The sequence below is a fragment of the Sporomusa acidovorans genome (assembly GCF_900101845.1).
GTDB lineage: Bacteria > Bacillota > Negativicutes > Sporomusales > Sporomusaceae > Sporomusa > Sporomusa acidovorans.
Map to the genome: position 1 here is coordinate 12,988 of NZ_FNAM01000050.1, position 25,213 is coordinate 38,200.

General features: G+C 47.2%; 30 protein-coding genes. 2 read left to right on the forward strand and 28 right to left on the reverse strand.

Features of this window, described 5'->3' with window-relative positions; translation table 11 throughout:
• Positions 1–2: 2 nt before the first annotated feature.
• From BLR65_RS23895 to eutS, 12 genes are read right to left on the reverse strand one after another with little or no spacing between them, the layout of a single operon-like run.
• The gene (locus BLR65_RS23895) at positions 3–632 is read right to left on the reverse strand and encodes a phosphate propanoyltransferase (RefSeq protein WP_211285189.1); all 630 of its coding nucleotides are present in this window, start codon (positions 630–632) and stop codon (positions 3–5) included.
• Between the two features lie 32 nt (positions 633–664).
• Positions 665–946: a propanediol utilization microcompartment protein PduA gene (gene pduA, locus BLR65_RS23900; protein ID WP_093796669.1), complete on the reverse strand. Its 282-nt coding sequence runs from the start codon at positions 944–946 to the stop codon at positions 665–667.
• 3 nt (positions 947–949) lie between these two features.
• Positions 950–1,456: a BMC domain-containing protein gene (locus tag BLR65_RS31895; protein WP_093796670.1), complete on the reverse strand. Its 507-nt coding sequence runs from the start codon at positions 1,454–1,456 to the stop codon at positions 950–952.
• On the reverse strand, positions 1,449–1,928 hold the full coding sequence (locus BLR65_RS23910; protein ID WP_211285190.1) for a glycerol dehydratase reactivase beta/small subunit family protein: 480 nt from the start codon (positions 1,926–1,928) through the stop codon (positions 1,449–1,451). The genes BLR65_RS31895 and BLR65_RS23910 overlap by 8 nt, the downstream gene beginning before the upstream one ends.
• Complete coding sequence (locus BLR65_RS23915; protein WP_093796671.1) at positions 1,928–3,751, reverse strand: diol dehydratase reactivase subunit alpha; 1,824 nt, start codon at positions 3,749–3,751, stop codon at positions 1,928–1,930. Before BLR65_RS23915 ends, BLR65_RS23910 begins: the two co-directional genes overlap by 1 nt.
• An 11-nt stretch (positions 3,752–3,762) precedes the next feature.
• Positions 3,763–4,308, reverse strand: a complete 546-nt coding sequence (locus tag BLR65_RS23920; protein ID WP_093796672.1) for a diol dehydratase small subunit — start codon at positions 4,306–4,308, stop codon at positions 3,763–3,765.
• An 18-nt stretch (positions 4,309–4,326) separates the two neighbouring features.
• On the reverse strand, positions 4,327–4,977 hold the full coding sequence (locus BLR65_RS23925; protein WP_093796673.1) for a propanediol/glycerol family dehydratase medium subunit: 651 nt from the start codon (positions 4,975–4,977) through the stop codon (positions 4,327–4,329).
• A 23-nt stretch (positions 4,978–5,000) separates the two neighbouring features.
• On the reverse strand, positions 5,001–6,671 hold the full coding sequence (locus BLR65_RS23930) for a propanediol/glycerol family dehydratase large subunit (RefSeq protein ID WP_093796674.1): 1,671 nt from the start codon (positions 6,669–6,671) through the stop codon (positions 5,001–5,003).
• Between the two features lie 16 nt (positions 6,672–6,687).
• The gene (gene pduB / locus BLR65_RS23935; RefSeq protein ID WP_093796675.1) at positions 6,688–7,482 is read right to left on the reverse strand and encodes a propanediol utilization microcompartment protein PduB; all 795 of its coding nucleotides are present in this window, start codon (positions 7,480–7,482) and stop codon (positions 6,688–6,690) included.
• Between the two features lie 23 nt (positions 7,483–7,505).
• Positions 7,506–7,784: a propanediol utilization microcompartment protein PduA gene (gene pduA, locus BLR65_RS23940; protein ID WP_093796676.1), complete on the reverse strand. Its 279-nt coding sequence runs from the start codon at positions 7,782–7,784 to the stop codon at positions 7,506–7,508.
• A complete protein-coding gene (locus BLR65_RS23945) occupies positions 7,781–8,209 on the reverse strand; it encodes a EutP/PduV family microcompartment system protein (RefSeq protein ID WP_245693012.1) in 429 nt (142 codons plus the stop codon). The genes pduA (BLR65_RS23940) and BLR65_RS23945 overlap by 4 nt, the downstream gene beginning before the upstream one ends.
• 10 nt (positions 8,210–8,219) lie before the next feature.
• Entirely contained in the window at positions 8,220–8,555 is a 336-nt protein-coding gene (gene eutS / locus BLR65_RS23950; protein WP_211285191.1) for an ethanolamine utilization microcompartment protein EutS, read from the reverse strand.
• Between the two features lie 250 nt (positions 8,556–8,805).
• Between eutS and BLR65_RS23955 the strand changes: the two genes are divergently transcribed.
• Complete coding sequence (locus tag BLR65_RS23955; RefSeq protein WP_245693013.1) at positions 8,806–9,963, forward strand: iron-containing alcohol dehydrogenase; 1,158 nt, start codon at positions 8,806–8,808, stop codon at positions 9,961–9,963.
• Between the two features lie 92 nt (positions 9,964–10,055).
• Here BLR65_RS23955 and eutJ read toward each other — a convergent pair whose 3' ends face one another.
• Positions 10,056–10,871: an ethanolamine utilization protein EutJ gene (gene eutJ, locus BLR65_RS23960; protein WP_093796679.1), complete on the reverse strand. Its 816-nt coding sequence runs from the start codon at positions 10,869–10,871 to the stop codon at positions 10,056–10,058.
• A gap of 154 nt (positions 10,872–11,025) precedes the next feature.
• Here eutJ and BLR65_RS30100 point away from each other — a divergent pair, with 154 nt between their 5' ends.
• The gene (locus tag BLR65_RS30100; RefSeq protein ID WP_169716947.1) at positions 11,026–11,196 is read left to right on the forward strand and encodes a hypothetical protein; all 171 of its coding nucleotides are present in this window, start codon (positions 11,026–11,028) and stop codon (positions 11,194–11,196) included.
• Positions 11,197–12,053: 857 nt separating this feature from the next.
• Here the strand turns inward: BLR65_RS30100 and BLR65_RS23965 are convergent.
• The 15 genes from BLR65_RS23965 to BLR65_RS24035 all read right to left on the reverse strand — a co-directional run bounded on the left by BLR65_RS23965 (position 12,054) and on the right by BLR65_RS24035 (position 25,137).
• A complete protein-coding gene (locus tag BLR65_RS23965) occupies positions 12,054–13,997 on the reverse strand; it encodes a TonB-dependent receptor plug domain-containing protein (RefSeq protein WP_169716948.1) in 1,944 nt (647 codons plus the stop codon).
• 32 nt (positions 13,998–14,029) lie between these two features.
• Positions 14,030–15,430, reverse strand: coding sequence for a heme anaerobic degradation radical SAM methyltransferase ChuW/HutW (gene hutW, locus BLR65_RS23970; RefSeq protein ID WP_093796681.1), 1,401 nt, complete (start codon positions 15,428–15,430; stop codon positions 14,030–14,032).
• Positions 15,431–15,451: 21 nt separating this feature from the next.
• Positions 15,452–15,970, reverse strand: a complete 519-nt coding sequence (locus BLR65_RS23975; RefSeq protein WP_093796682.1) for a flavodoxin family protein — start codon at positions 15,968–15,970, stop codon at positions 15,452–15,454.
• A gap of 49 nt (positions 15,971–16,019) precedes the next feature.
• On the reverse strand, positions 16,020–16,751 hold the full coding sequence (locus tag BLR65_RS23980; protein ID WP_093796683.1) for an ABC transporter permease: 732 nt from the start codon (positions 16,749–16,751) through the stop codon (positions 16,020–16,022).
• A complete protein-coding gene (locus tag BLR65_RS23985; RefSeq protein ID WP_169716949.1) occupies positions 16,751–17,536 on the reverse strand; it encodes an ABC transporter ATP-binding protein in 786 nt (261 codons plus the stop codon). The genes BLR65_RS23980 and BLR65_RS23985 overlap by 1 nt, the downstream gene beginning before the upstream one ends.
• Positions 17,493–18,299 carry an ABC transporter ATP-binding protein gene (locus BLR65_RS23990; RefSeq protein WP_093796685.1) on the reverse strand — a complete coding sequence of 269 codons (807 nt, stop codon included), beginning with the start codon at positions 18,297–18,299 and terminating at the stop codon, positions 17,493–17,495. The genes BLR65_RS23985 and BLR65_RS23990 overlap by 44 nt, the downstream gene beginning before the upstream one ends.
• Positions 18,296–19,303: a FecCD family ABC transporter permease gene (locus tag BLR65_RS23995; protein WP_093796686.1), complete on the reverse strand. Its 1,008-nt coding sequence runs from the start codon at positions 19,301–19,303 to the stop codon at positions 18,296–18,298. Before BLR65_RS23995 ends, BLR65_RS23990 begins: the two co-directional genes overlap by 4 nt.
• Positions 19,300–20,271, reverse strand: coding sequence for an ABC transporter substrate-binding protein (locus BLR65_RS24000; protein WP_245693014.1), 972 nt, complete (start codon positions 20,269–20,271; stop codon positions 19,300–19,302). Before BLR65_RS24000 ends, BLR65_RS23995 begins: the two co-directional genes overlap by 4 nt.
• Positions 20,272–20,322: 51 nt before the next feature.
• Entirely contained in the window at positions 20,323–21,030 is a 708-nt protein-coding gene (locus tag BLR65_RS24005) for an energy transducer TonB (protein WP_143122649.1), read from the reverse strand.
• 62 nt (positions 21,031–21,092) lie between these two features.
• A complete protein-coding gene (locus tag BLR65_RS24010; RefSeq protein WP_093796688.1) occupies positions 21,093–21,503 on the reverse strand; it encodes an ExbD/TolR family protein in 411 nt (136 codons plus the stop codon).
• Positions 21,500–22,120: a MotA/TolQ/ExbB proton channel family protein gene (locus BLR65_RS24015; RefSeq protein ID WP_093796689.1), complete on the reverse strand. Its 621-nt coding sequence runs from the start codon at positions 22,118–22,120 to the stop codon at positions 21,500–21,502. Before BLR65_RS24015 ends, BLR65_RS24010 begins: the two co-directional genes overlap by 4 nt.
• A 65-nt stretch (positions 22,121–22,185) precedes the next feature.
• Positions 22,186–22,503, reverse strand: a complete 318-nt coding sequence (locus tag BLR65_RS31645) for a Com family DNA-binding transcriptional regulator (RefSeq protein ID WP_093796690.1) — start codon at positions 22,501–22,503, stop codon at positions 22,186–22,188.
• A 230-nt stretch (positions 22,504–22,733) separates the two neighbouring features.
• The gene (locus BLR65_RS24025) at positions 22,734–23,534 is read right to left on the reverse strand and encodes an EFR1 family ferrodoxin (protein ID WP_093796691.1); all 801 of its coding nucleotides are present in this window, start codon (positions 23,532–23,534) and stop codon (positions 22,734–22,736) included.
• A gap of 220 nt (positions 23,535–23,754) precedes the next feature.
• Positions 23,755–24,165 (reverse strand): pyridoxamine 5'-phosphate oxidase family protein, encoded by a 411-nt coding sequence (locus BLR65_RS24030; protein WP_093796692.1) that lies wholly within the window; start codon positions 24,163–24,165, stop codon positions 23,755–23,757.
• Positions 24,166–24,231: 66 nt separating this feature from the next.
• Complete coding sequence (locus tag BLR65_RS24035; RefSeq protein WP_093796693.1) at positions 24,232–25,137, reverse strand: helix-turn-helix transcriptional regulator; 906 nt, start codon at positions 25,135–25,137, stop codon at positions 24,232–24,234.
• Between the last annotated feature and the right edge of the window lie 76 nt (positions 25,138–25,213).

The following is a 25,213-nucleotide window of genomic DNA, read 5'->3' on the forward strand; positions in this document are numbered from 1 at the left end:
CGTTAGGCTAAGGTGACAAAATTTCCGTTCTTTAGCCCGACTGCGTTGGCTTCATCGGTATCAAGGTGAAACTCCAGCCGAAAATTGGGGTGAACCCTTACAAGCACATTGGCAAAGGTTCCCCCGCGTGCCCCCGGTATGGTAACAACCACACGGTCGCCATCAACGACATGAAACCTTGCTGCGTCCGCTGCAGGCATGTGAATATGACGGGCAGCACAAATTACTCCTTGCCGCAGAGTAACGGCCCCTTTAGATCCGGCAACAACAATTCCCGGCGATCCTTCAATTTGACCTGAATCCCTGACTGGTGGCTCAATCCCTAGAATAAAGCCGTCCGTCCTGGATATTTCTATTTGCGTAATTTTTCTGACCGGACCAAGAATACGCACTTTGGCTAGTACGCCTTTTGGTCCTACCAAAGTTACGGTTTCTTTAGCCGCAAATTCTCCAACCTGTTTTAAGTCTTTATCTTTGGTCAGCGAGTAGCCCTGGCCAAACAATGTTTCCATATGCTCAGAGGATATATGGATATGCCGGTTGGAGACACCTACAGGAATACCCATCGCTAACTGTCCCGGCAATTTCGCTAATACCTGTTTTACGATCTGCTCAACTACTGCCTGTTCCATAGCTTCACCCTGCCCTGTCTATATTCAGCGCACTACGACCTGCTGGCCGGTAAAATCTTTTCCACGTCGGTATGAGGACGAGGTATTACATGGACAGAAACAAGCTCACCCACTCGCTGCGCAGCCGCCGCACCGCTGTCGGTGGCTGCCTTCACAGCGCCAACATCACCGCGAACAAAAACCGATACTAAGCCTGAGCCTATTTTTTCATACCCAATCAACACTACATTTGCGGCCTTTACCATCGCATCGGCAGCTTCGATCGCACCCACTAAACCTTTGGTTTCCACCATTCCTAATGCCTCTCCGCGCATAGTTTATTCCTCCTTATGGCCTTTGTTATAGTGAATGCAAGTTGATTTCGGATCCCCCTTTCGCCGCTGGCACGCGGGGTCGCCACAGATGTTGCATATCCCTGCCGGTTTCTCTTCCGGGATACTCTCCGTATCGTCAGAAGGCTCTTCTGCCTCCCCCGCCACCTCGTCTTCGTTGCCGCTTTGTTTCTTAGCCGGTTTCTGCGGCAGGCTGGGCTTAGCCCCAACCGTTTCTTGCGTAATAATTATATTTTCCAGCCCGTAGCCCGGTCTGGGTATTACATGGGAAGCGACGACCGTGCTTACCTTGGAAGCGGCTGCCGCGGCGGCCGCGATGGCTGCCTGGACGGCGCCTACGTCGCCGCTGATTTTTATTACTACCATGCCCCCGCCTTTAGTAAGCTCGTAGCCGATTAATTCCACATTAGCTGCTTTCACGGCTGCATCCGCAGCTTCCATGCCGGCCGTGAGCCCTACTACTTCGATTAATCCTAAGGCGTTCTTAAACATACGTTGACCTCCCCGCCCCTTGAGCAGTCTCACTCAGTACTTTCATAACGATTTGGTAAACCTGCTCATATAACTGGGCCTCGTCGTCAATATCAATTACACTCTTTCGGTTATCGTTATCCTTAAAAGGAAGTCCTTTTACCAGCCGGGCCGCATTATAGCCAAATTGCCGCCAAATCCCGGGATTGCTTGCTGTCTCGGAAATAAACAGCGGCGTATCTTCCGATAATTTGTGGTAATGAATGCATACTCCTGCCGGACTAACGCCAACACCAACACCTAACTGCGAGGCAGCAGCGGCCTGCCAGGCCAGCGCTATGGCATCACTGTTTTTGGCCTGCAGCAGGCTGTAGGGTATGCCTTCTTCCTCAATTCCCGCTTTAATCTCTCTGATTTTATATTCGTCTTGGCCATCCTCAGAAATACAAATCACAATGCTGGGTTTGATGAGTTTTATGTCGGAGTGCATCATTATGTTCCACCTTGAAGATAAGATAGCACCAGACCTGTCGCCACCGCGTTTCTGGGGCCTTCCGTTCCCCTAATATTACCGCGGCCGCAGACAATGCCGTACTGCGCTAAAGCATCAGTCACCATGTCGCCAACTTCAAAGTCCATGGCCGACCCGCCTACCAGCACTACAAACTCAATATGGCGAATATTACCGGTAGGCGCAATCCGGGCTAAAGAACGCAAGGTATTGGCCACAAACACGCGTTTTTTGGCCTCCCGGCGAACATGACGAATTTTATCCAGGGAGTGTGCCGACGGGATAGGAACCATTCCATCTTCCTTCAAGATAACTACTCTGGCAAAAACATGGGGCGGCAGGTGCGTGTCGTAAAACCGCACGGCGCCGTCTTCCATTCTAATGTGATACAAGCTTTCTACTTTCGCCAAGGGATGTTTCTTGATATCTTCGGCTAAATCAAAGTCATTCAGCCCTAACTCTGAATTAATCAACATGGTAACCATGTCGCCGGCGCCGCCTAGATGAATGGAGGTTGCTTTACCCTCCTTGGTTATGATGGCGGCGTCGGTTGAGCCGCCCCCCATATCCAGAATTCCTAACGGCTTATCAGTACCAGGGGTGGTTAGTGCCCCTTTGATGGCCATGTTAGCTTCGACACCGGCGATAACTACCCGTATGCCGAGCTGCTGTGTCAATTTATCAGCAATCTGCTGCATAGGCAGCCGGCTTGTTTTTACCATAGCCGCCAAGGCGACTGCGTTTTCCAGGGAAAACTCTCCGGCTAGCCCCCCTTGCACCTTTTGCGGCACAAAGGTGTCGACTGCTAAGAGATCCTGAATTTTCATATCGCTTACAGGCTGGTTTGTAAGCTCAGCCATAACCTTACGGACCCGTTCCAGCATGCCGCCCACATTAGTCCCGGCTTCCCCTTGGGCATTGGTTAAAGGCTGAACGCGCTCGATAGCTTCCATGATGGCTTCCGCCCCCATATCGACATCGATATCGGTTTTTCCTTTTTCTCCCATTATGGTAATAAAGCCGGCCGGTATCGCCCTGGCCTTCACGTCTCCTGCCGGGGTTTTTACAACAACGGCGGAACGGTTGCCAATCAGTGCCCGGGCAATGGGTACGACCATTTTGGTTTCGTCAGCGGTCAAGTTAAACATAGTTGCAATACCATATGGATTGCACAATGTTTGAATGGTCTGTCCCGCCGCGGCCACTTCGATAGCCGCCAACATTCCCAGCGGAACCTTGTCAAGCAAGGTAACCTCATCAACTACAGGCAACTTCTTATTCAGTCTGTTGACAATCAGAACGGCATCGTCTTGTTTGACGATAGCCCCCTGAACAGCAACGCCGCGCGCCACTGCGTCATTGATCCCCCGGGCCGCATCTTCGAAGTCAATTCCCTGTGGTATTAAGCAAATGATCTTTTCCCCGGGGACCAGGTTTGGCAACTCGCGAAACGCTGCTGTTATGCCGACACCTAACCCGATCCCGCCGGGTGTGGAAGGATTATGACCAATCATTGTAGATTCCGTAATAATCGTCTCGGTAATTGTTTCCATGGCAACATCACCGATTACGGGAGTCGCTTCATTTAGCCGGATTTCCTCGATACTCGTTAAGGTTATTTTTGCCTTGGCGACCGCTTCTTCCAAGGCGATAATAATTCCCGGAACATTTGCCAATGTTCCCTTAATGCCGGTTGTTTTTGTGATCCCGCTTGCCAGATATTCTCTAACCTGGCCTGCTTCTATCCTCGCCAAACAAACTTCGGTAGTGGAGTTTCCAATATCGATTCCCGCGATCGTCGGCATTATCGTCCACCTTACTCTGTTCTCAGACGATTACGACGCTCGTAAACATCGGCCGCTTCCCTGACAAAGGCAGCATTAATTTTCGCGTTATATTTTACTTCCATCTCATCGGCTATTGCCAGCAACTCGCTTTTTGTTGATCTATTGGGACGCAAGGCGTTATAGATTTCAAGGACCCGGGCATCGGGAATAGCCACCAATTCGGCTGCCCGCCGTAAATTAGCGGCAAATTGATAGCGCCCAACGCCGTCAGCAATTTCCGCTTGCAGCCGCAAGGTTTCAGGAGTAATCCGGACATCCTCGGCTTTTATGCTGCCATTCAGAACATTTTCCAAAGTGATTTCCGCTATTTTCTTTCCTGTCGGCGTTTTCAACAGTTCAGGCCGTTTGCTGACCAACGGATAATCAAGTTCTGGGTTTAAACCGGCATTGGCAGCTTGCGTTTGTACCTGATTGGGTGCTTGATACATACTAGTAGCTGAATTTGTCTGCGAACCTTGAACCATAGACTGTAACACTTGCCTAACTATTTCTTCCAGCATTTTGTTATCAGCCATGTCACTCACCTCCGTTAGTTAAAATTGGACTTCCAATTCTACTGGTTTGGCACCGGGGACTACATGCTCTGTCTCCTTGATATGAAGTACAGCCGCTTTGGCCTGATACTTAGGTCTGGCCATTTGATCATTTCTTGTCGGCACGGGCGTCGGCGACTCTCCTTTACCGTATCTGGCCGCATTTCGCCCGATTTGCCGATAGGCTTCCAGGTCCAGTAACGGCGATTGGGGAAACAGCTCCAGGTTGCTTAGCGGCGGCAGGTCTTTTTGGTGAATGACAGTAGTACCTCTTGATTGGATCCCAATGGCGACCCCTGATCCGCTAAGTTTGGCTGCATCATGCGCGGCAAAAGCAACGTCAGACGTTCTCAGTACTCTTATCACCCTGGCTTTTATGCCTTCCTCTTCGATGCCGGCAATCATCTCCCGCAATACGTCCGAGTGAGGTATATTGACAATTGTTTTGTTCTGATATTTACCAAAAGCAGGCGCGAGGGCGATGATTACCTCGTCCGGTCTACTGCCCGGACGCGCCTCGCTCTTTTCTACAAGCGTCATGGTACGGCCTGTTGGTGCTTTCGCAACTGGCTGCACGTTACCTGGCGAATTTTCCATACCTCTTAAGACCTGTTCCACTACTTCACGAATCATCTGTTCACTAATCTGCATTTTTTTCACCCCATTTTCGAATATCAAACGTCAAAATCGGATGGCTTGATGGCTTGACGTATGTTTTTAATTTCATCCCATCGTTCTTTACTGAGGCGATAGCCGGTACCAGGTCCGCGATAATCATTTTTATTGTTTACTGCACTAATAACATTCAGCTGTTTATCGAGAATAGCCGCCGTATGTAAGTAGTCACCGGATACCCGTTGTTTCAGTGTTCCCAGGACACTTTCGGCAACATCGGCAAAACCGTTTTTCGCTAAAGCTTTGACAATATCCAAGCCGGTGATGCCACGCTTCATCATTTCTTCCGCTGCCTTTATGTCCTCGACAACATTGCGCTGAATGATGTCTTTGGTACCATGTGCATAGGTAGCGGCTTCTACTTCCTCATCCGTAATTATGGGAAAACCAAGTTCTTTGAATACCGCTTGCAAAGCTTTGGCGGCTTTATTGCGAATGGCAATAACTTGCTCTTCGGAGACAGGCTGGAGTCCGCCATCTATCATTAAGTCACGCTGAATGATATTCCAATCGTCATAGTCGTCGACATCCCAGTTAGAGCCGGCAAACATGTTATCATAGTTCGGCGAGGCACTGTAACCGGAACAGATGAAATCCGTACCGGGGAGCATTTGCATTAAGGTACGGGCTGTCCGGCGAAGATCGGAGTGGGTAAAAGTTTGGTCATTACTTGAGGCTACCTCAAGATCGAGCATGGCAGCGCACAAGTTTTCACCCAGCACCGCCCGAATGCCTGAAGGAACCGCGGCTGGTACGCCAATGCAGCTTACCGATCCGTTCTGCAGTCCTTGAACACCGGCCCCCCTGGTGAGCATAATGCAGCGAATCTCCAGATATAACATCGACTTGCCTTCCGCGTAGCCCATTTGTACTTCCGATCCCGTCCCGGATGTGAAACGCATTTTAAGACCGCGCGAAGCATACGCAGAGGCCAAAAACGCTTTTGACCAGGGAGTATCATCCCCGTCGACAAATACGTTTTCCGTCCCGTAAACGGATATGGTTTCCGCATAAGCCGTGATACCTCTCATACCCAGCAACAACTCAGTAGCTTCCTCTAGCGCGCACTGGATAAGAACGCCGCCGCGACCGACCTGGGCCCCGACTTGTAGTGATAAGGCGTTAAAAGGCGCATAGCGGACAACCGCGACCGTTGTCTCCATTTCATCAAAGCCACGCAGCGCCGCCTCAGCCGCATCGGCCGCAATGAGCACAGGGTTATCCTGCGTATTGGTCACATGACATTGGTTGGAAGGAATTTTGCGGGCTCGCATTTTCTGCATAGCCATCATCATTTCTACTACGTTCATGGTATTTAGCACGGCTAAAATTTTGGCGGGTGTTAATCCCTGGGTAATTTTTATAACTTCATCACGCGAAACGTTAACATCAACCAGCATCTTGGCAATTTGCGCATCTTCCATGGCCATGGCCCGTTCAGCTATCGTGATATCAATGGCATAATCGGCAATAAACTGATCGATAAAATCAAAACGTGCTCTTGGAACTCCATCTATCTCGACAATCTTTCCTTGCTCAATCTTAATACTGGGTTTTGGGTCATTAGGGCTGCTCATAGCTACAAGGCCTACTTCCGGCCACTCGACTACGAAGCCATCTTTATTTACGGGACGAGCAGCCAGCATCTCAAAACGTTTCGATCTCTTCACTTATATTCCCCCTGGTCTAGATATATGGTGTTGTTGACGAAGGAGCCGGTCCGGCCATCGCTTCGAGAACTTTCTTTCCGACTTCGCGAGCGGCAATGACTGACTGTCTTACAGCTCCCGAGTCCCCTGAGATCATCAAAATTACCTCATTGGAGAAACTGGTTCCCGACCCGGGACTGGCAAAGCCAACGACCTCAACGCTGGCTGTTTTGACAGCAACGTCAGCCATAAGAACACCGATGGCGGCTGGTGCCCCGACGATTAAGCCAAATGCCCTGCCGAGCGGCGCAGCGAAAGCTTTATGGATGGCAAAGCTGGCGCGGGCTGTGTATTGTAATTCCAGATGGCCGGCATCGTTGGCGTACACGTCGCCAAAAGTACGTTCCAGTTCCGACAACGCCACTTCAATTGCCCGGCGGGCATCAGACACTTCCTCCGCTCCGAACAAAATTAAAGAGCCGTGGCCGGCGCCGCCTTTCGTGTCGCGGGGTAATTCAATGCTGATTATCTCCGTATTGGTTGCCTTTACAGCTTCATCGGCCGCCATAATATGCGGCCCGGCACCGGTGCGAGCCCCAAGAATTCCTATGGAACGAAATTTAGGATCAAGTTTCATCTTTTCATGCAGACTTGCATCAACATTGGCAATGACCAGACCTACCGTGTCACCGATCGCCGTGCCGACAAACTCGGTAATTCCCGGCGTGGCATATGCCTGGGGTGCATCGACTGTCGCGCAGGTTGCTTTCGTTTCGGTATTCATTCGTTTCTTTATCTCATCCATGACCTGTTCGATTAACTTCTCTTGCATACCCTTACACCTCCTGAACTAGCCTACTTAATTTTAGGAAGAATTTTTTCAACATCTGTATGCGGTCGTGGGATAACATGGACAGACATAATTTCACCCACGTTTTTAGCCGCAGCCGCCCCTGCATCTACGGCTGCTTTAACCGCGCCAACGTCACCGCGAACCATAACGGTGACCAAACCGGAACCGATTTTTTCATATCCTACCAGTACTACATTCGCGGCTTTCAGCATAGCGTCAGCTGCTTCAATAGCGCCAACTAACCCTTTGGTCTCGATCATTCCTAAGGCTTCCCCCATCATTTACACCCCCTTTCCATGAGATAATTTGTCAGTTCTGCAATCCCTGCGCCTGATTGGGCCGAGACAGAGAAATAGGGTTCTTTCACACCGGCCTGTTTTAAACAATTCTGCGCCTTACTGTTGTCTGAGCCGGCAATATCGATCTTAGTGATTACGCCGGTTACCGGACGGGGAAACATGCCGGCAAAGCCAGGCGGCAAGGGCTTGCTAAAGTCCGTTGAATCCTGAACCATAATAACTAGCTTGGCCTGGGTTGCCGTAACCATAAGCGCACTGTAAAAACGGGGTATTTGCGCATATTCACCCGGCGTGTCAATCATGCCGCCGGTAAAACAAATACTCTGCGTTTTCTCGGCTTTCAGACAGTTGCGATTGAGCGCATTCATTAACGAGGTTTTGCCAGCGCCTACAGGACCTACTATCATAATCATGATTTCAGGATCTTGTCAGCTTGGCTGCCGTAAAGCCTAAACCCTCGGCCAGCAGATTTACCACCTGTCTTAAGGCCGCTTCGACTGCAGATACGTTTCCGGTCAGAACTACTGAACCTGTAAAACGATCGATAAAGCCAATCTGAACATTGGCCGTTTTTGTTGCCGTATCGGCGGCAATAATAGCAGCCTCGCTCGGAGTAATCGTCAATATCCCCACGGCACCCTCGTCGCCTATCCCAAGCCTATCGCAAAGCTCCCGTTTAGGATTGGCAATGAGATGGGCTAACGTCACTTGTTTACCGGGTACGTATTCTTGTACTACTCTTGTTTTTTCCACGATATTTCCCTACCTATAGCAGTCGCTTTATGATTTTTCGTTTAACACTTTTCATAAACGAAAAGGCAATAAAAAAAGACCTGTAATAAGTCTTTTCCTATTGCCTTTGGTTTATGCGAACTTTTTACCTAAAAAAAAACTATATAAGCGCCAATAGACCATCTAGCATTACCCTGTTTAAACTTGGCTGTTTTAGCAAATTATATGTAGTGACTGGCAGCTTTCAGTTAATGAGGGGGGTTTATCGGGATTGAAAAAAATAACCGAGTACTTTATGACACCTATAAGCATCCTGGGCAGAGAGTGTCTTGAGCAGGTAATAAGCTATATTAAACCAATGAGGTTTCGTAAAGCATTAATTGTCACGGATAAAATGCTGGTCGAGAACGGGCTGATCAATAGCCTTCTTTCGCTCTTAGATGATTCGGGAACTTTCTATATTATTTATAAGGACGTTTCCCCCAATCCCACTGTCACGCAAGTGGACCTGGGATTAAAGCTATATTGCGATAATGGCTGTGATTTTTTAATTTCCTTTGGCGGCGGATCGCCACATGATTGTGCGAAAGCAATTGCGCTACTGTCAACCAACACAGGCAAAATTCATGACTACGAAGGTTATAACAAATCGGTTAAACCTTCCGCTCCATTAATCGCCGTCAATACAACCGCCGGTACAGGCAGTGAGTTAACTCGCTTCTGTGTGATTACTGACGAAGAACGGCGTACTAAAATGACTATCAACGATTGGCACGTAACCCCTATTATTGCTGTTAATGACGCCGCGCTGATGACCGGGCTGCCGCCAGGACTCACTGCCGCCACGGGGATGGACGCATTGACCCATGGCATAGAGGCCTACGTTTCTACTAACGCCACGCCGGTTACAGATTGTAAGGCATTAAAAGCTGTCGAGTTGGTTTTAAATAACTTGCTGGCCGTCTATAAAGACGGACACAACTTAGAGGCAAGAGAAATGATGGTTTACGCCGAATACCTTGCCGGTATTTCCTTTAACAATGCGGGGCTGGGTTATGTACATGCCATGGCCCACCAGCTTGGTGGCTTTTATAATTTACCGCATGGTGTATGCAATGCACTTTTATTGCCTGCCGTAATGGAGTTTAATCTGCCTGTTGCCGCTCACAAATACGCCGATATCGCCCGTATGAGCGGCATAGATACCCGTGATCTATCCACTGAGGCGAGTGCCAGACTGGTCATAAGCAAAATTAACGAACTCAATCAGGCGATGGGATTACCTACAAAACTTACAGCCGTGAAAGGGTTCAACGCCAAAGACATCCTTTTACTTGCAGAACACGCTATTGCAGATATTTGCTGCCTGACCAATCCCCGCCAGGGGTCGGTCGAAGAGATTGAAGGTATATTTACGTCAATTATATAAATTAGTAAATTGCGTACACTAGGAGCCTTCTTGCGGATACAAAAAGGACATAGCCAGCGGCATAAGCCAGTAACTATGTCTTTCGTTTATATTTAGCTGTACATGGCAATCCCGAGGGGCGTAACCAGTAGTGGATGCGGCGGAACATGAACTTTTCTCCCAAAAGCTTTGCTGAATTGATACTCGAAGCCATCTAAATACGCCGTTCCACCAACAACATATACGGGATAGTCAGTAAAATCGCCTTGGTCATTGAGTGCTCTTTTAACGATTGTAGCCATTTTTTCAATGACAGGCACAATAACCGGCATAATCTGCTGGTGATTACTGCTATCTTTCTTCAGCTTTTCAGCTTCCTCAAAGGTTATCCCATAGGCACCTGCCAGCACGAGTGAGATATGGGTGCCGCCTGTTGGTTCGTCCGCAGTAAACACCAGACTGCCCTCCTTTAATACGGCAACACCGGTGGTGCCTCCGCCAATGTCTACCACGATACCATGTTCGAGATTCAGAGCTCGCGCTGCGGCTACAGGTTCATCAACCTGGCATATAGGGTCAAGTCCGGCGCCGGCGATTACGTTGCTGCACGCCAGGGCGTTACGCCCAACCGTTCCCGGGGGAATGGCAGTTGCTCCCTTTTCCAGTTTTACGCCTATTATCTGCTCTACTTCCGACTTTAGTTCATGGACGATTTCGGTTGCCCCTCTAAAATCATAGACCAAGCCATCTCGAACTACCGAAGCCCAGCGCATACTCCCTGCTACCGGATTTCCAAAACTATCCGTTACTGCCAGGACAACATCCGCAGTCCCCAGATCAACGCCAACCTTATACGGTCCTGCTAGATCCTGAAAGGTTTTTGTTTCCATAAGATGATGCAACTGGTAAATTTTTTCGTACGTATTCACTAACTTATTTCCTCTCATTTTGGTAATCTTACCCTTAGTATTAACCTATTAGGAAAAAGTTACACGGCTATTCTCTCTATCACAAATTTACAGGTATTTATCCTCTTTACCGGTTGATAATAAATAATGTATTAATAAATTAAGGAGGAAACATATGAAAGACAACTCGGAATATGCCAGTAAGCTAAACCATAAACAGCAAGCCATCACATCTGCGGATAAACTGAATACATCCAGCGATGTAATCACTAACGGCAGCGTGCCAACAGGTACTAGTGGGTTTGGGGCAAAAAGAATAGCGACTTCCGAGGATAATAACGCATAAACTGCTATGGTACTTTTGTTTAGATTCGCTCAACCAATTGAGAGCTGCTGCAAATTGAACTATCGTTTTCCGCAAACAGAGCATTGAAAAGGTCGCACCATGCTGGGCGTCGCCCTAACTCTTTACTACCTGAAAAACATTCACCCTCAGCGACAACTAACAGCTGACTAAAGAAGCCCCGCTTATACCATCAATATAAGCGGGGCTTCTTGCTCTTGCTAAGCTTTTGTGCAATAAGCGATCATCCAAGCATTCCGGATCAATAACCTCAACAATCAACTCCTCAGAGTTTCATCGAAGTAGTCCATGTTACGGAAGTTACTCCTCAAACTCCCCGGTATCTTCAGTTAATTCATCTTCTATAGTAAAAAGCCCAAGCTAAATTCTTAGACTTGGGGCTTTATAAGATACTTATTGATTTATCCGGCATTATTTTACAGTTCCAAAAAGAGTAGCCCTTTTTATCATCTTATCGCGTTTCTCCATTTCACTTACAATCCATGATAATAATTTCATGAGTATCCCTCCAAATGTTTTTATATGTATTGCTTGAGTAAAGCATAACACAATTAATAATTATTATCAATTAAAAAGATTATTCCATATTGTTAAATTTTTCTGGTATACTCTAAGATTCGATATGTTGAAATTATATGGGGAATTTAGAAAATTAGAAAGGATTGGAATAGCTAGAATGAGTCAAGTGATGAATTATCCATTACTGCATTTTTTTAATATATGAAATCCTACTAAAATATGCAAAAAGAACCTGCCAATTTTGCAGGTTCTCCTGTTAATAATAGTCTGTCTTTAATTGTCCCTGTCGCAACGCATTAAAGACATATATTTATGACCTGTTAAAATTTCATTTTTATTCCCGTGCGGTAAATAGTACCGTTAATCCAATTATCATAATCCTTATAGTTGAAAATGTTATCTACACCAAGGTAAACGGTAGTAGTCGGATCCAGTTCTTTGCTTACCAGAGCATTCCAGATAGCATACGACTTCGTATTTCGATCGGAATCAATGACATCCCCTTTCCAGGTCCCCCATAAGCTCCCGGTCAAGCCTTTTTCATTATCAACATATGACAGGCTAGCGCCAATTAAATGCCTGGCCCGATCCTCTAAGCGAATCCCTTCCTTTTTGTTTTGCGCATCCAAATAGGTATAGTTGACTTTAAACTTCAGTTTATCCGTAATCTTTCGTCCGATCTCCGCTTCAATGCCCTGCATACGTGCTTCCGCAATGTTATTATACGACTTGACTTTAATTTTTCCTCCGGAAAGGGTTTCACCGGTATCATATGTATTGATCAGATCCTTAATCTCGTTGCGGAAAATCCCAATTTTCCCTGACAGCGGACCGTCCTCTCCTTCCCAGCTTAGGTCATAATTCACTGACCGTTCCGGATCAAGATCAGGATTACCGACAAAATAGTATAGTCCCCCCATTTGGAAGGCGTGATATAGTTCAGTGGTTGTTGGAGTTTTAAAACCGTAACCGATGTTCGCCTTGAGGCGGCTATTAGGCTTAAGTTTATAAGTTGCACCGACTTTAGGACTAAAAGCGCCGCTAAATTTATCACTGTCGTCATAACGCAATGCGGAAATAACAAGCAAACGGTCATTAACGACCCATTCATCCTGCATATAACCGGCATAATAGTCTAACCCCGCCTCTGATCCCGCCGAGGTTTTTCCTTCGCGCGTCAGTATATAGGAATTCTTGCCGGAATCTATCCGGGTACCGCGTACATCTTCCTGACGGTATTCGGCACCGTAGGTCAAGATGTGGTTTTGATTCAGAGTCGTGCTGGCATTGGCTTCCAGGGTATTAATTGTACGTTTAATGACATCAAAGCCGCTTAAAATATTGGTATTTTTGTTTCTGCTTTCATAATCCTTATCATAGACGGATTGATAGAAGCGAATTTTATAATCTGTATCCGCCGTTTTTCCTTCATAACCAATATGGTAATCTGTTCGCTGATTATCATTGACATAACGGGTACTGCCGCTAATACGCTTTGTTTCTTCTTTCAAGTAATCCAGACCAAAAGTGATTTTTCTCTGGTCGCCTATTTGCCACTCACCCTGAAAATTAAAGGGACGGCGTATGCCATAATAATTATTGGTATCGCCGTTACTTTGCGTAAACGGATCTTCTTTACGCTCACCGGCACTCAGTGACCAGCCGAAACGGCCTTGTTTGCCGGCGTCATAGCGTAATAGCCAGTTGCGGCCATTACTAAAAGTATCCGCCTTACGCCCTTCCACTTCCAGGCTTAGCTGCGGCTTATCCGGTCTTTTCGTAATAATATTAATCACGCCGCCCATGGCGTCAGAACCGTACAAGGCACTGGTTGCCCCGCGAACAATTTCTATTCTCTCGACATTCTCCATACCGATGCGGTCGATTTCAAAGGAGTTACCGCGTTCCAGCGATACTTCACCGCTAATCCGTCTGCCGTCAATCAGGATCAGAACATGCCGCGCATCCGAGCCGCGAATGGAAACCGTTGAGCCTTTCATCCCGTCCACACCGAAGGATATGTTGGTGGCTGTTTCCAATGCTTGCCGCAGCGTTGCCGCTCCTTTCGCAGCCAGTTCCTCCTGGGTGATAATCTCGACTGCCGAGGGAACATCTTTTACCTCTTGTTCTGTCCGTGTGGCTGTTATGACAACATCACGGGTAGCTACCGCCTCTGCCGCCGCGTAGGCGGGAGTAATCATCCAGGTCGCAATGGACAAAGTCAGCAATACATTGCGTTTCTTTCTTGAACTTATTTTTTGCATAAATTCTTGGCTCCTTGTTTTTATTATAAAAATCATCCATAGGACATGTTGGCTTGTACAACCTGCTCACCCGTAATAAGAGCGTTTAGGCATTCTAAAACCGCTTGCGCAATATTCATATACCAGAATTGCCCTGCTACCGTCAGCCGTGCGGCAGAGGAGCCAAAATGCATCAGTCCCCGCGCTTCCCATAATTTCAATAGCGGCTCAATCTCCAGGACATCAGCTCCGTATTGGGCCGCTAATGGCCGAATAGCTAAATAGCCTTGCTTTATCTGTCCGAGAATGGCATTTTGCAGTCCGTGAACAGCGTGAGGCTGCCGCATGCCTTTAATCGGTTTCTCGCCCTTGTCAATACTTGCTATATATTGATCCAGCTTTCTTTCCAGCGATAGCGAAACACCGTTAATAGAACCACCAGCGCCGCAACCGAAGGGAAGGACTGCATTGCCATTCTTGGTCAGAGTATTATACATATTGCGCTCGCGGTTACTTTTTGCCCAGTGACAAACACTGATGCGCGAAAATAAATTATCTGCCAATATTGCCTCTGCCGCTGCAAACATTCTGCCCTGTTCCGCAGTTGAAGCCGCTGGTGGCAGGAGTCCGGTATCAATGGCTCTTTTCAGTATGCTGTTTTCATAAACATTTAATTGATATAAGTCCCAGCCATCTACGGCCGCTGTACTGAGTAGTGCCAAATCCTCCAGCCAAACTTCCCAATCTTGATACGGCAAGCCATACATTAAATCAATAATAACCGCCGCCTGCTCATAATGCGAAAGCTGCTGCAACCGTTCCAGAATAACTTCCTTGGCATCCAGCCGCCCGACCGTCTGACGCACAAGAGTATTGAAAGACTGCACGCCAATCGAGATCCGGTTGACTCCGTTTTCCAGCCAGGCTTCCATCTTGCTCGGAACTAAATCATGTATCCGTGCTTCCAGTGTCAATTCATAATCATTTGCCAACGGCAGGTAGAATCGGATTGCCTGCAGCAGCCTGGCTGCATTATGGGGTGAAAGGGTGCTGGGAGTACCGCCGCCAATAAAAACAGCATGAACCAGTCCGCTGTTTATATAACGGTCTTCTGCACTCATCTCTAGTTCACAAATCAATCGATCAATATAGGCGGTTTCCCACTCCTCAGCAGATACATTTTGAAAAAATCCGCAATACAGGCAGCGCTTCAAACAAAATGGTATATGCAGATAGGCTACCCGCTTGCCTTTTTCCGCGGGCTGACGCATCAGTTTCTGCCAAGTGGTCTGCCACTCTTCCGGTTGTATCGCTCTGCCGCTAAGGCCGGCATGAATCACACGTTTTTTGACAAAAGATGCGGTCAACGGATCGCTGTTTTCCATGCCCACCAATAGTTCGTACTGTTCAGGGCTCATAGCGGAAAAAAGCCGGTTTAATTTATCGCCTGTCAAATCGCAGCTCCCTCCTTGAATCTATTGGCCTAGACTTATTTTCTTTAGTATCGAGGCAAAGGTATCCTGCGCTTTTTGGAGATCGTTGGCATCCGGATGCTTGGCTGCCTCGCGATGACGCGCCTCCCTGTCAGGTGTCATCGCATGGGGGTGTCCCGGCGGCAGGTCTTTAAACTTCTCGGTCAGACGGGAAGTTACTTTTCCCTGGCAAATAAAGCTTCCCAGCAGCTTATTGTCATCTGGCAGCAACGCGGCGGCGTTGGCCATCGATTTTGCGGCATGTTCGGAATCCGGATAGGCACCGAGCGTGGCAAAAAGTGCAACTTTTTTTCCATGAATTGTCCGCAGATACGCTTGCGCTTTTTGATCAGCCGTCCCCCGGTCCACCCAAAAACCAACAGCAATTAAATCATAGTCGTCAGTCGGCGGCGCAGTCTCAACCGGAAAAATATCTACAGCTTCATCAAATACCTGGGCAATCGCTTCTGCGACTTTTTTCGTATTACCGGTTACACTGGAATAAACAATCAAGTGTTTCATCGGATTCCTCCTTCAAAAATCTTTCAAATATAATTTATAGTCGGCAAAATTATTCATTATATTGTTTTAGCATTTGAACTCCCCCAAGCAGCAAAATAATGCCGGCGACGCTTAGCAGCAGAATATGTTGTGCGGCACTCTCCCATACTTCTGTCCGCAGCAGATTATTGGCCAAACTCAACGGCAAAACGGCTACCACCGACTTAATAAGCACCGGCAGATTCTTAATTGGGAAAAATGAGCCGCAGAAAAAAATCATCGGTGTAATTAAGAAATTGTTGACCAGTGAGATTTCGTCCGGATCAGACACCCATAATCCTACCGCCATGCCCAAGGAGGCAAAACAAAAAGCGGTTAAAAACATGCCGGCAATCCCGATGCCGGATAACGCGGGCGCGTCAAACAAAAAATAAGCAATACTGTACAGCAGGGTTCCCATCAAGAGACCCCGGGTCACACCTGCCAGCACAATACCCAGTCCTGTCTGCAGCGGTGAAACCGGGCTCATGATAAGGGTTTGAAAGGTGTGAAAATGTAATCGGCTGACACTGGTAGATAAAGACGTCTGCTGAAAAGCGTTAAGCATAACCGTTATCCCTAAGATTCCTTTTGCTAAAAACGGGACATACCCGCCCGGGACATCAACACGCGAACCCAGTCCCAAGCCAAAGGCGAATAAATAAATAACCGGAAATAAAATTGAGGAAAAAACATGGCCCAGTTTGCCAATTTTCTTTTTCATCAGCACCATTTCCCGGGCATATACCGCATACCAACCCATTAAACGCTCTCCTCTCTGATCAGTTGCAGAAAGGCTTTTTCCAGTGTTATCTGCGGTTCAGCTGTATCATTGGCGGCAAGCGCTTTTAGCGTCTCCGGCGTACCGGTTACCGCAATCCTGCCGGCTTTTAGCAAGGCAATCCGGTGGCACAATGCTTCGGCTTCATCCATATAATGCGTAGTCATTAAGATTGTTTTACCAGCTGCGGCCAGATCACGGACAATCTGCCAAATATCTTGCCGCACATCCGGATCAAGTCCGACTGTAGGCTCATCCAGCAGCAATAGCTGCGGCTGCGGCAGTAAAACCCGCGCAATTAAGGCCCGCCGCGCCATACCACCTGATAAAAGTCCAACTTTCTTGTTTCTAATGGCAGTCAGATTAAACTCCTGCATAAGTTCTTCAACTCGCCGGTGTGGGTCGTTGACAGCGAACAGGCGGGCATACAGCAGCAGGGCTTCTTCGACCGTCAATTCTCTTTCCAGGTTACTTTCCTGCGGTACAAGACCTATAAAGCGGTTGCGCTCCAACATAGCTATCGCCTTACCGTCGGCGAAAAAATCCAAGCTGCCGGCATTAGGACGGCTTAAGCCGGCAATCATTTTTATCAGCGTGGTTTTGCCTGCTCCATTCGGACCTAACAGACCAAAAATTTCTCCCTTGCCAACCTGCAGAGAAACTTGATCAACAACCGTATCTTTGCCATATTGTTTGGATACTTGCCGCAGGCTGAGGACACACTCAGGCGCCGCAAGACAGGCAAATGTCGTGGGGGAAGCAGACAAGATGCTCATCACCTCCCTGTTTGACCGTCATTACCGTTGTTTCTACTCCATAAAGTTGTTTAAGTGTATTAGCGGTAAAAACCTCACTCACAGCGCCGTCAGCAAAGACTTTCCCTGCTTTTACAGCAATAACCCGCTGACTGAAACGAGCCGCATGATTCAAATCATGCAATACCATGACAACTGTGATCTGCCTTTCCTGATGAAGCCGCTGCACCAGCTTCATCAGTTCCAACTGATGAAAGATATCTAAATAAGTTGTGGGTTCATCCAGCATCAGGATTTGCGGTTGCTGGGCAAGCGCCATGGCTAGCCAGGCTCTCTGCCTTTCACCGCCTGATAAGGTATCTAAGCGGTGATGCACAAATTCCGTCATTCCAGTGGCAGTAATCGCATCCATCACCTGGCTTTTGTCTGTTTCACTCACCGTAGAAAACATACTTTGATGAGGCGAACGACCATAAGAAACTAAATCATGTACCGTAATATCGCTAGGCGCCTGCACTGACTGCGGCAAAACCGCCATAATTCGCGCAACCTCATGGGGATGCATGCGGTGAATGTCTTTGCCGTCAAGCAAAATACTGCCGGCTTTTGGCGGCAATAAGCGGCTCAAAGCTTTTAATAAAGTGGATTTCCCCGAACCGTTCGGCCCGATAATCGAAACCATTTCCGGTTTGTCAATACATAGATCCAGGCGCGTCGCGACCACTTTTGATCCGTATCCCAGAAGAACAGAACGCGCTTCCATACAATGACTCATCGATGTATCCCTCTCTTTCGCAACAAATACAGGAAGAACGGCGCTCCCAAAAAAGCCATGAAAATACCGACCGGCAGTTCTACCGGGCTGAAAACAGTGCGCGCCACAGTGTCGGCTGACACTACCAACGCGGCCCCAAGCAGAGCGGAACATGGCATCAGATATTCAAAATCAGAACCAACCATCATGCGCGTGATATGCGGTACAACCAGGCCGACAAAACCCAGCAGTCCGGCGACGCTGACCGCAGACCCCGCCAATAACGCAGCCAATCCGACCAACAAAATACGCGCAGCTTCCACACGAATTCCCAGTCCTTTAGCTACTTCATCACCTAACTGCAAGGTGTTCAGGTACCGGTAACCAACTAACGAGCCGATTATACCGGCAAAGCTATAGGGCAGAATCATACGCACATGTTCCCAACTGCGTCCCTGAAAACCACCAACCATCCAGTTAACCGTTCCCTGCACTTTATCAGAATGAAAAACCATCAGTGTGCTCATGCCGCCGCCGAAAAATGCGGCAACAGCCACTCCCGCCAAGATCAGCCGCAGCGGATGAACACCACGCTCCCATGCCAATACAAACACGACAGCTAAGGCGAGCAACGCTCCCGCAAAAGCGGCAACCGGCACAAGCGCACTATGGGTCGGCCATATAATCATCACCGCCATGGCAGCCAATCCCGCTCCTGACGAAACGCCGATAATTCCGGGATCGGCCAGGGGGTTGCGCAAAACTCCCTGCAGAATGCACCCGGCTAATGCCAAATTCATGCCGGTGAAAGCACCGACTAATAGACGCGGCACGCGGATATTGCGAATGATTTGATAAGACTCGGTGCCGGTTTGACCGGATACTGCCTCCCATATTTCCGCTGCAGTTACATTCACAGCTCCTGCCATTACACCGCTAAGCAGCGCGGCCAGAATGGCCGCAAAGCCTAAAACACCGACCCATGTTCGCACTCTGGCGCGCGGATCTATATTGCATTCGTTCAAGGCTCTGCCACCTCCGGGTAGACCAATTGTTCGAGCAGCACCAGCGCTTCGCCAACCCGCGTGCCGGGGTTAACGGCAAACAAGTGATAAGGCAGTATATGCACCCGGTTATTCATTACCGCTTTTAGGCCTTGCCAAGCAGGATGTTTCGCCAATTCATTGCGAAATTTCTCGCCCACTTTTTCATCAGAGCTATGGGTAATTAATAAAATGACATCCGGATTTTTCTCGGCTACATATTCCATACTCAGCGGCACATAACTCATTTTTGCGCTCACCGTATCCGGCGTGTCGGCAATATTTTCCGCGCCTATCCGTTGCAGCAAATCACCGCTAAAACTGCGCGGAGTCGCCATATTGAAGCTTTCGGTAGAACCCCAGACAATCAAGACTTTAGGCGCAGGACCGGTACGTTTTTTAGCAATTACTTTCCGGTATGCGTCCTCGATACCGGCTATTGCTCCGGCCGCCTGTTCCGGCTGTCCGGTCAGTTCGCCGTAAAAACGCAGAGTATCAAGAATCTGCTGATAGTTATCCAATGTTTGCAACAGAATCGGGATACCGGCCTTTTCTAAAACCGGGAGCAGATTGTGATGGGGTGGTATATTGACACCCAGTATCAAGTCAGGCTTCAGCGCCACTAACTTCTCTAAACTGGGGTTAGCGGTAGTGCCAACAGTAGGAATGGACTTTACCGCCTCTTTAACTTCCGGCGAAAGCGCCTCAGTCGCCGGCTTTCCAACCACACTGCCGCCCGCAGCGTAATATAAATCAAGATTCGAAGCATTCAAAACAATAACCCTCTGCGGCCTGGCGGGAATCTGCACCGTCCGGCCGGCGCTGTCTGTTACTGACCGCAAATTTGCTGTATCCGTTTGTTTGCCTGTCAAATCATCTTGAAATATCATCCCCCCAGCCAACATAGCTATGATTAAAATACTCAATATCACGCCAATCCGTTTATGCACTTTTCCACCTCATCATGCCAACCATGCTAGCATCAACACCTTTCCGGCCAATTACGGCAACAAGTGATAACTAATCGGTATTTTCATCGCTACCGGGCGCCCCAGCCCATGCCGGAATGGCGATACACGCCGGACCACTGCTGTGGCAGCCTCATCAAGCAAAGAAAATCCCGACGATTTTTCAACCCGTACTTGCCGCAATTCGCCACCGGCGCTTAACTCGACAAATACGGTAACCACCCCTTCATACCCCCGTTTGCGGGCAACATAAGGATATTCCTTATGTTTTTCCACTTCGGCCAGAAAAGCCAAAATAGCACCGTCAATGTCAGGCGCTGCACCTTCCCCGCTTCCCAAACCAATGCTAGCACCACTACCACTGCCCGCATTTCTACCTGTTCCCGGTTCTGCGCTTATGGCAGTGCCATCCCCCCTACTTATGCCCGCAGCATTTCCGCCAATCGCCGCAGGCATCGCCTCACCGGCACTGTCAGAGCCGGCCTGCGGCATATTCGTTGTTTGTAGTTCATTCGTCGAAAAATTCCGCATTGGTTCCGGTTCCATCGATTGATTGATCGCCTGCGAAAATATACCGGGTACGGCGGGCAATCCAGCCGCTTTTTCCGCAGAATGAACAGGTTCTCCTCCTGCACCGCCCTTGCTGCCACCAATTAACGATAAATCAACCACAATATACTCTTCCGGCGATTGGCGGACAGGCAGATTTCCTGCCAATAATCCCAGTAAAAGTATAAGCATAAAATGGATGATGCAAGAGATTCCAAAGGCCCTAGGCCAATATGCAGCCTGTGTCACAATACTCACCTCTGCTTCTGCTGAGCCGCAATTGCTAACTTTTGTACACCGGCTAATTTCAATTCATCCATAACAACAATCACTTTGCCATGTTCGACAGATTGATCAGCCCGCAAAACAACGGCTTGTTGCGGCTGACTGGCGATTATCCGCTGTAGTCGTCCCCGCAGTGCTTCTAGCGCTATTTCCTCTTGTTCCCAATAAAGTGTGCCCGAATTCGAAATGCTGATAGTCAGCGGTTTTGCCACCTCCTGATGAACCGTTGCGGCTGGCGGCAGATTAACCGGCATTGTTTTCTGATAAACCATATGTAAAGTGCTCATCATAAAAAAAACTAATAAAAAGAAAATAATATCAATCATCGGAATAACCATCAATTTGGGTGAACTTTCTACCCGGTACGCACGGAGCTTCATTCTTGTTCACCCTTTACATTTTCAATAATAAACGTGCAGCTTCTCTCAATCTCTGTTATCAAGGCGTCAAGGCGATGGCAAAAATAACTGTGCGACACCAAAGCCAAAACCGCTACGCACAAGCCGGTCGCCGTCGCCACTAAAGCTTCACCGACACCACCGGTTATCGCCACCGGGTTACTATTATTTACATTAAGCACACTAAATGAGCCAATCATTCCCAAGACCGTTCCTAATAGTCCCAGCAGCGGCGCAAGAGTAACAATTGTATCCAAATATCCGAGTTGTTTGCGCAACTGGGCAGATTCCCAGGCGGTAACACTTTCAAATGCCTCTTTCATATTTGTTGTATCGCCGCGAAAGCGCAGCCCGGCGGCAAGTACGCGTGCAACCACTCCCGGTGATTGTTCGCAAATCTTAGCTGCACCCGTCCAATCGGCATTGCTGATTTTGTCTTGAAGATTTTCAAAAAAACCTGGCGCCTGTCGATTGTTGCGTCGATAATAGCGCCACCGTTCCAATACAATTGCCACAACGCAAACGGAACACAACAAGAGCGGATACATAACCAAACCCCCTTGCTGAAATAACCGCGTTGCTTCCCGTATACTATCCATAATCAATCGCACCTCTCGCAAAAAATAAAACCCCGTGCATCAACACGGAGCTCTTGGCTCTCTACTTATGTTATATGATTCTTGGAGCAACCAGCATTTGCAGTGTGCCAATGCAAATCGTCGGCTTCCACATACTGTATATGGCCGCATCTGGGACATTTAATCTCCACATATTTTATACACCCTTTAAATAATAGACGATTGCATTTAGGGCAACGAAACGCTATTGTTTCTGAATGCTGGACTTTCAAAGAAACTTTTCGCATGAGTTCACCTTCCTTGGTATAGTCGGCAACACTGACGCATGGTAGGTTATCTCCTAAAAAAGAAACCTCCGTGCTATACATTTGTTGGCACGGAGCTCTTAGGCTCTCTCTTTTCATCGATAATGGTTTTCATTCTCAATTACATTATAAAATAGCAGACCTTGCATGTCAAGTATAAATATAGGGGCAAACAGGGACGGTTCTAAACTTGCTCTTCACTATTTTTTAGTAACGGCTTACCCTAGATTCACTGATTCCTCCAAAAAGCCGGCCAATTTGTTTTAATGCAATCGACGAATTTTTTCTTATTTCTTTGATAACCTCATTCCCTATCCAGTCTTCTCTAATCAAATAAAGAATACCGGTTCTTTTCGTTGTTTGCACTTTTCACTTAATCTGATTGCGGTGTCTTTGACTATACCAGTTTTCATTGTTTTAGCGTTTTGAGGGCAGCACTTAATACAAGCGCAGCATAAAATACATTTTTCCTTATCAGGTAAATAATTATTTTCTAAATCGATTGCACCAACCGGACACGCCTCCACACAAACTCCGCATTTTGAACATGTATTACTAATTGCTATAAAATCAACAGTCCATGTCTTCGAATCTCCTCTATACGGATAGTTGCCGGGTACATTTATATCAGAAATATCATCGACCGATGAAATAGATAGTAGTTTTTCATTTATTTTACTTCCTAGTAATTCTGCTTGATGTAAGTCGCTTGCATCAGGACGATTTACCGCAATTGGTGTTTCGAAACTAGAAAAAGAATGTTCCCCAATACACGCCGCACAGGCAATTGGTATACATCCACGTTTAATTAAAATATCCTTAAGTTCAAGTAATGCATCGTCATATTCGCGGTTACCATAAACAACAATACATACCGTAGGTGTATTACAAGCTTTAACCGATTGCAGCCAGTCAATTACAAGCGCTGGTACTCTTCCAACATAAACTGGCACAGCAACAAGAAGTAATTCGTTTTCCGATGTTTGTAATTGTTGATTCCGCGCATCTGGTTTGGTAATATCTATTAGTTCGACAGTGCTATGGCTAATTCCACGTGCAATACTTTGAATAATTGTTTTTGATGTTCCCGTAGGTGAAAAACAAACCAGTTTCAGTGATTGTATTTTCATTAGCTATCCTCCACATTCTTTAAATAATGATTTATTCATTTAATACTTTATTTACCAGGTCGGTATATAAAATCCTGCAGATATGATTATCCTGAATAAATTTTAATTGGAGGATAGTAATCAAATACTGACATCCGCATCGAAAAATAAGAACTAGCCTCGGAAAGCTAGCTCTTATTTTCCTATTTCAATATGACTGATTAGACAGCTGGTTTGCCGGTTATACACTATGTGTTTCAAAACACTTTTCGAGCCAGCAGGTGGCCTGGTTTGTATCAAACCTAAAAATGCAATACTCAGGGTCATCCACACCTTTTTGAAAATGCTCAATAAACCAATCCTGCCACAATTCTTTTTTGACAACTGCATCGTGAACTATTTCAATCTCACCCAATAACGTAACACTGTCGCCGCCTAAATAATAACAAATGCTTGCTTTCGGATTTTTTTTAAAATGAGCAATTTTGGCGGAACTTGTCCCTGTAGCCATCCAGATCGTCCGGATTCCCTCCGCTTTGATCTTTGACAATACGCAAATACGGGGATATCCCGCTTCATTGATGGATGCCAGTGTCACCACATCACATTTTGCCAAAAGTTCACCAGCTTTTTCCAAAATAATTTTTTTCATACACAAAACGCCTCCTTTTTTCCTAATAGTACTACAAAAAACAGGACAACTGTGTGTCCTGTTCAATCAGTTATATCTTTCCGCCGTTTTTAAAATTATCTTGCCGACTGTTTCTCGTAAATCAGCAGGAGCCAATACCTCTGCCTTATCTCCGAAACTTAAAATCCATCGCAGAGTAAAGTCCAAATTGGTGTAGCCCCGCTGAAATAAAAGCTTTCCGTCAGGGGTCTTCGTGTAACTGGCGGGGCCATATTCCTCTACCAGCAGGTATTCCACGCTCTCGTCAAAGAGTATCACCATGTCCCGGTCATCTCTCAGATGGGCATCAAAATCTATTTTTTCCGGTGGTATCATACCTATCGAATACTTTTCCTCCGTCAAATTAAGCCTCCATAGACGCCCCAGCTTAAACATACGAAAATCCTGCCTCGCCATACAGTATCCAAATACATACCACGCCGACCACTTGAAAACTATAAAATACGGTCCGATGGTACGAAAAGTCACACCTTTATCTGAGTAATATGCAAAAGTAACAATGCGTCTTTGCTCTATGGCAGTACGCAACAAATTTATTTTCTTCGAAAGACTGTCCTTATAGTGCGAGGCCAAATCTATCACTATGTTGTCTTTGAGGGAGACAACCGCATCAGACGCAGGAGTGAGTTTTTGCACCAATCTTCCGAGACGTGAAGTGGCGTCCACTGATTCAAGCCCCTTCAAGGCAATAAGAATATTTTGCAGTTCCTCTTTAGTCATCAAGTTTTTATCCAGCTTATATCCCTCTGCAATGGAAATCCCACCGCCAGCACCCTGCCGGGTCACAATGGGAAAACCTGCTTTGCACAGGTCGTCAATATCACGTCCGATAGTGCGACGAGTAACTTCCAGTTGCTCCGCAAGCTCCGGTGCAGTTACTTGCTCTTTTCTAAGTAAGATCGCAAGAATTGTAAGTAGGCGGTCTATTTTCATGGCGAATCCTGCTTTCTCATGTTTAAGCTGCTTAGTTTGAGCGTATAAAGCTCACCGTTACCGGGGATACGGTTCT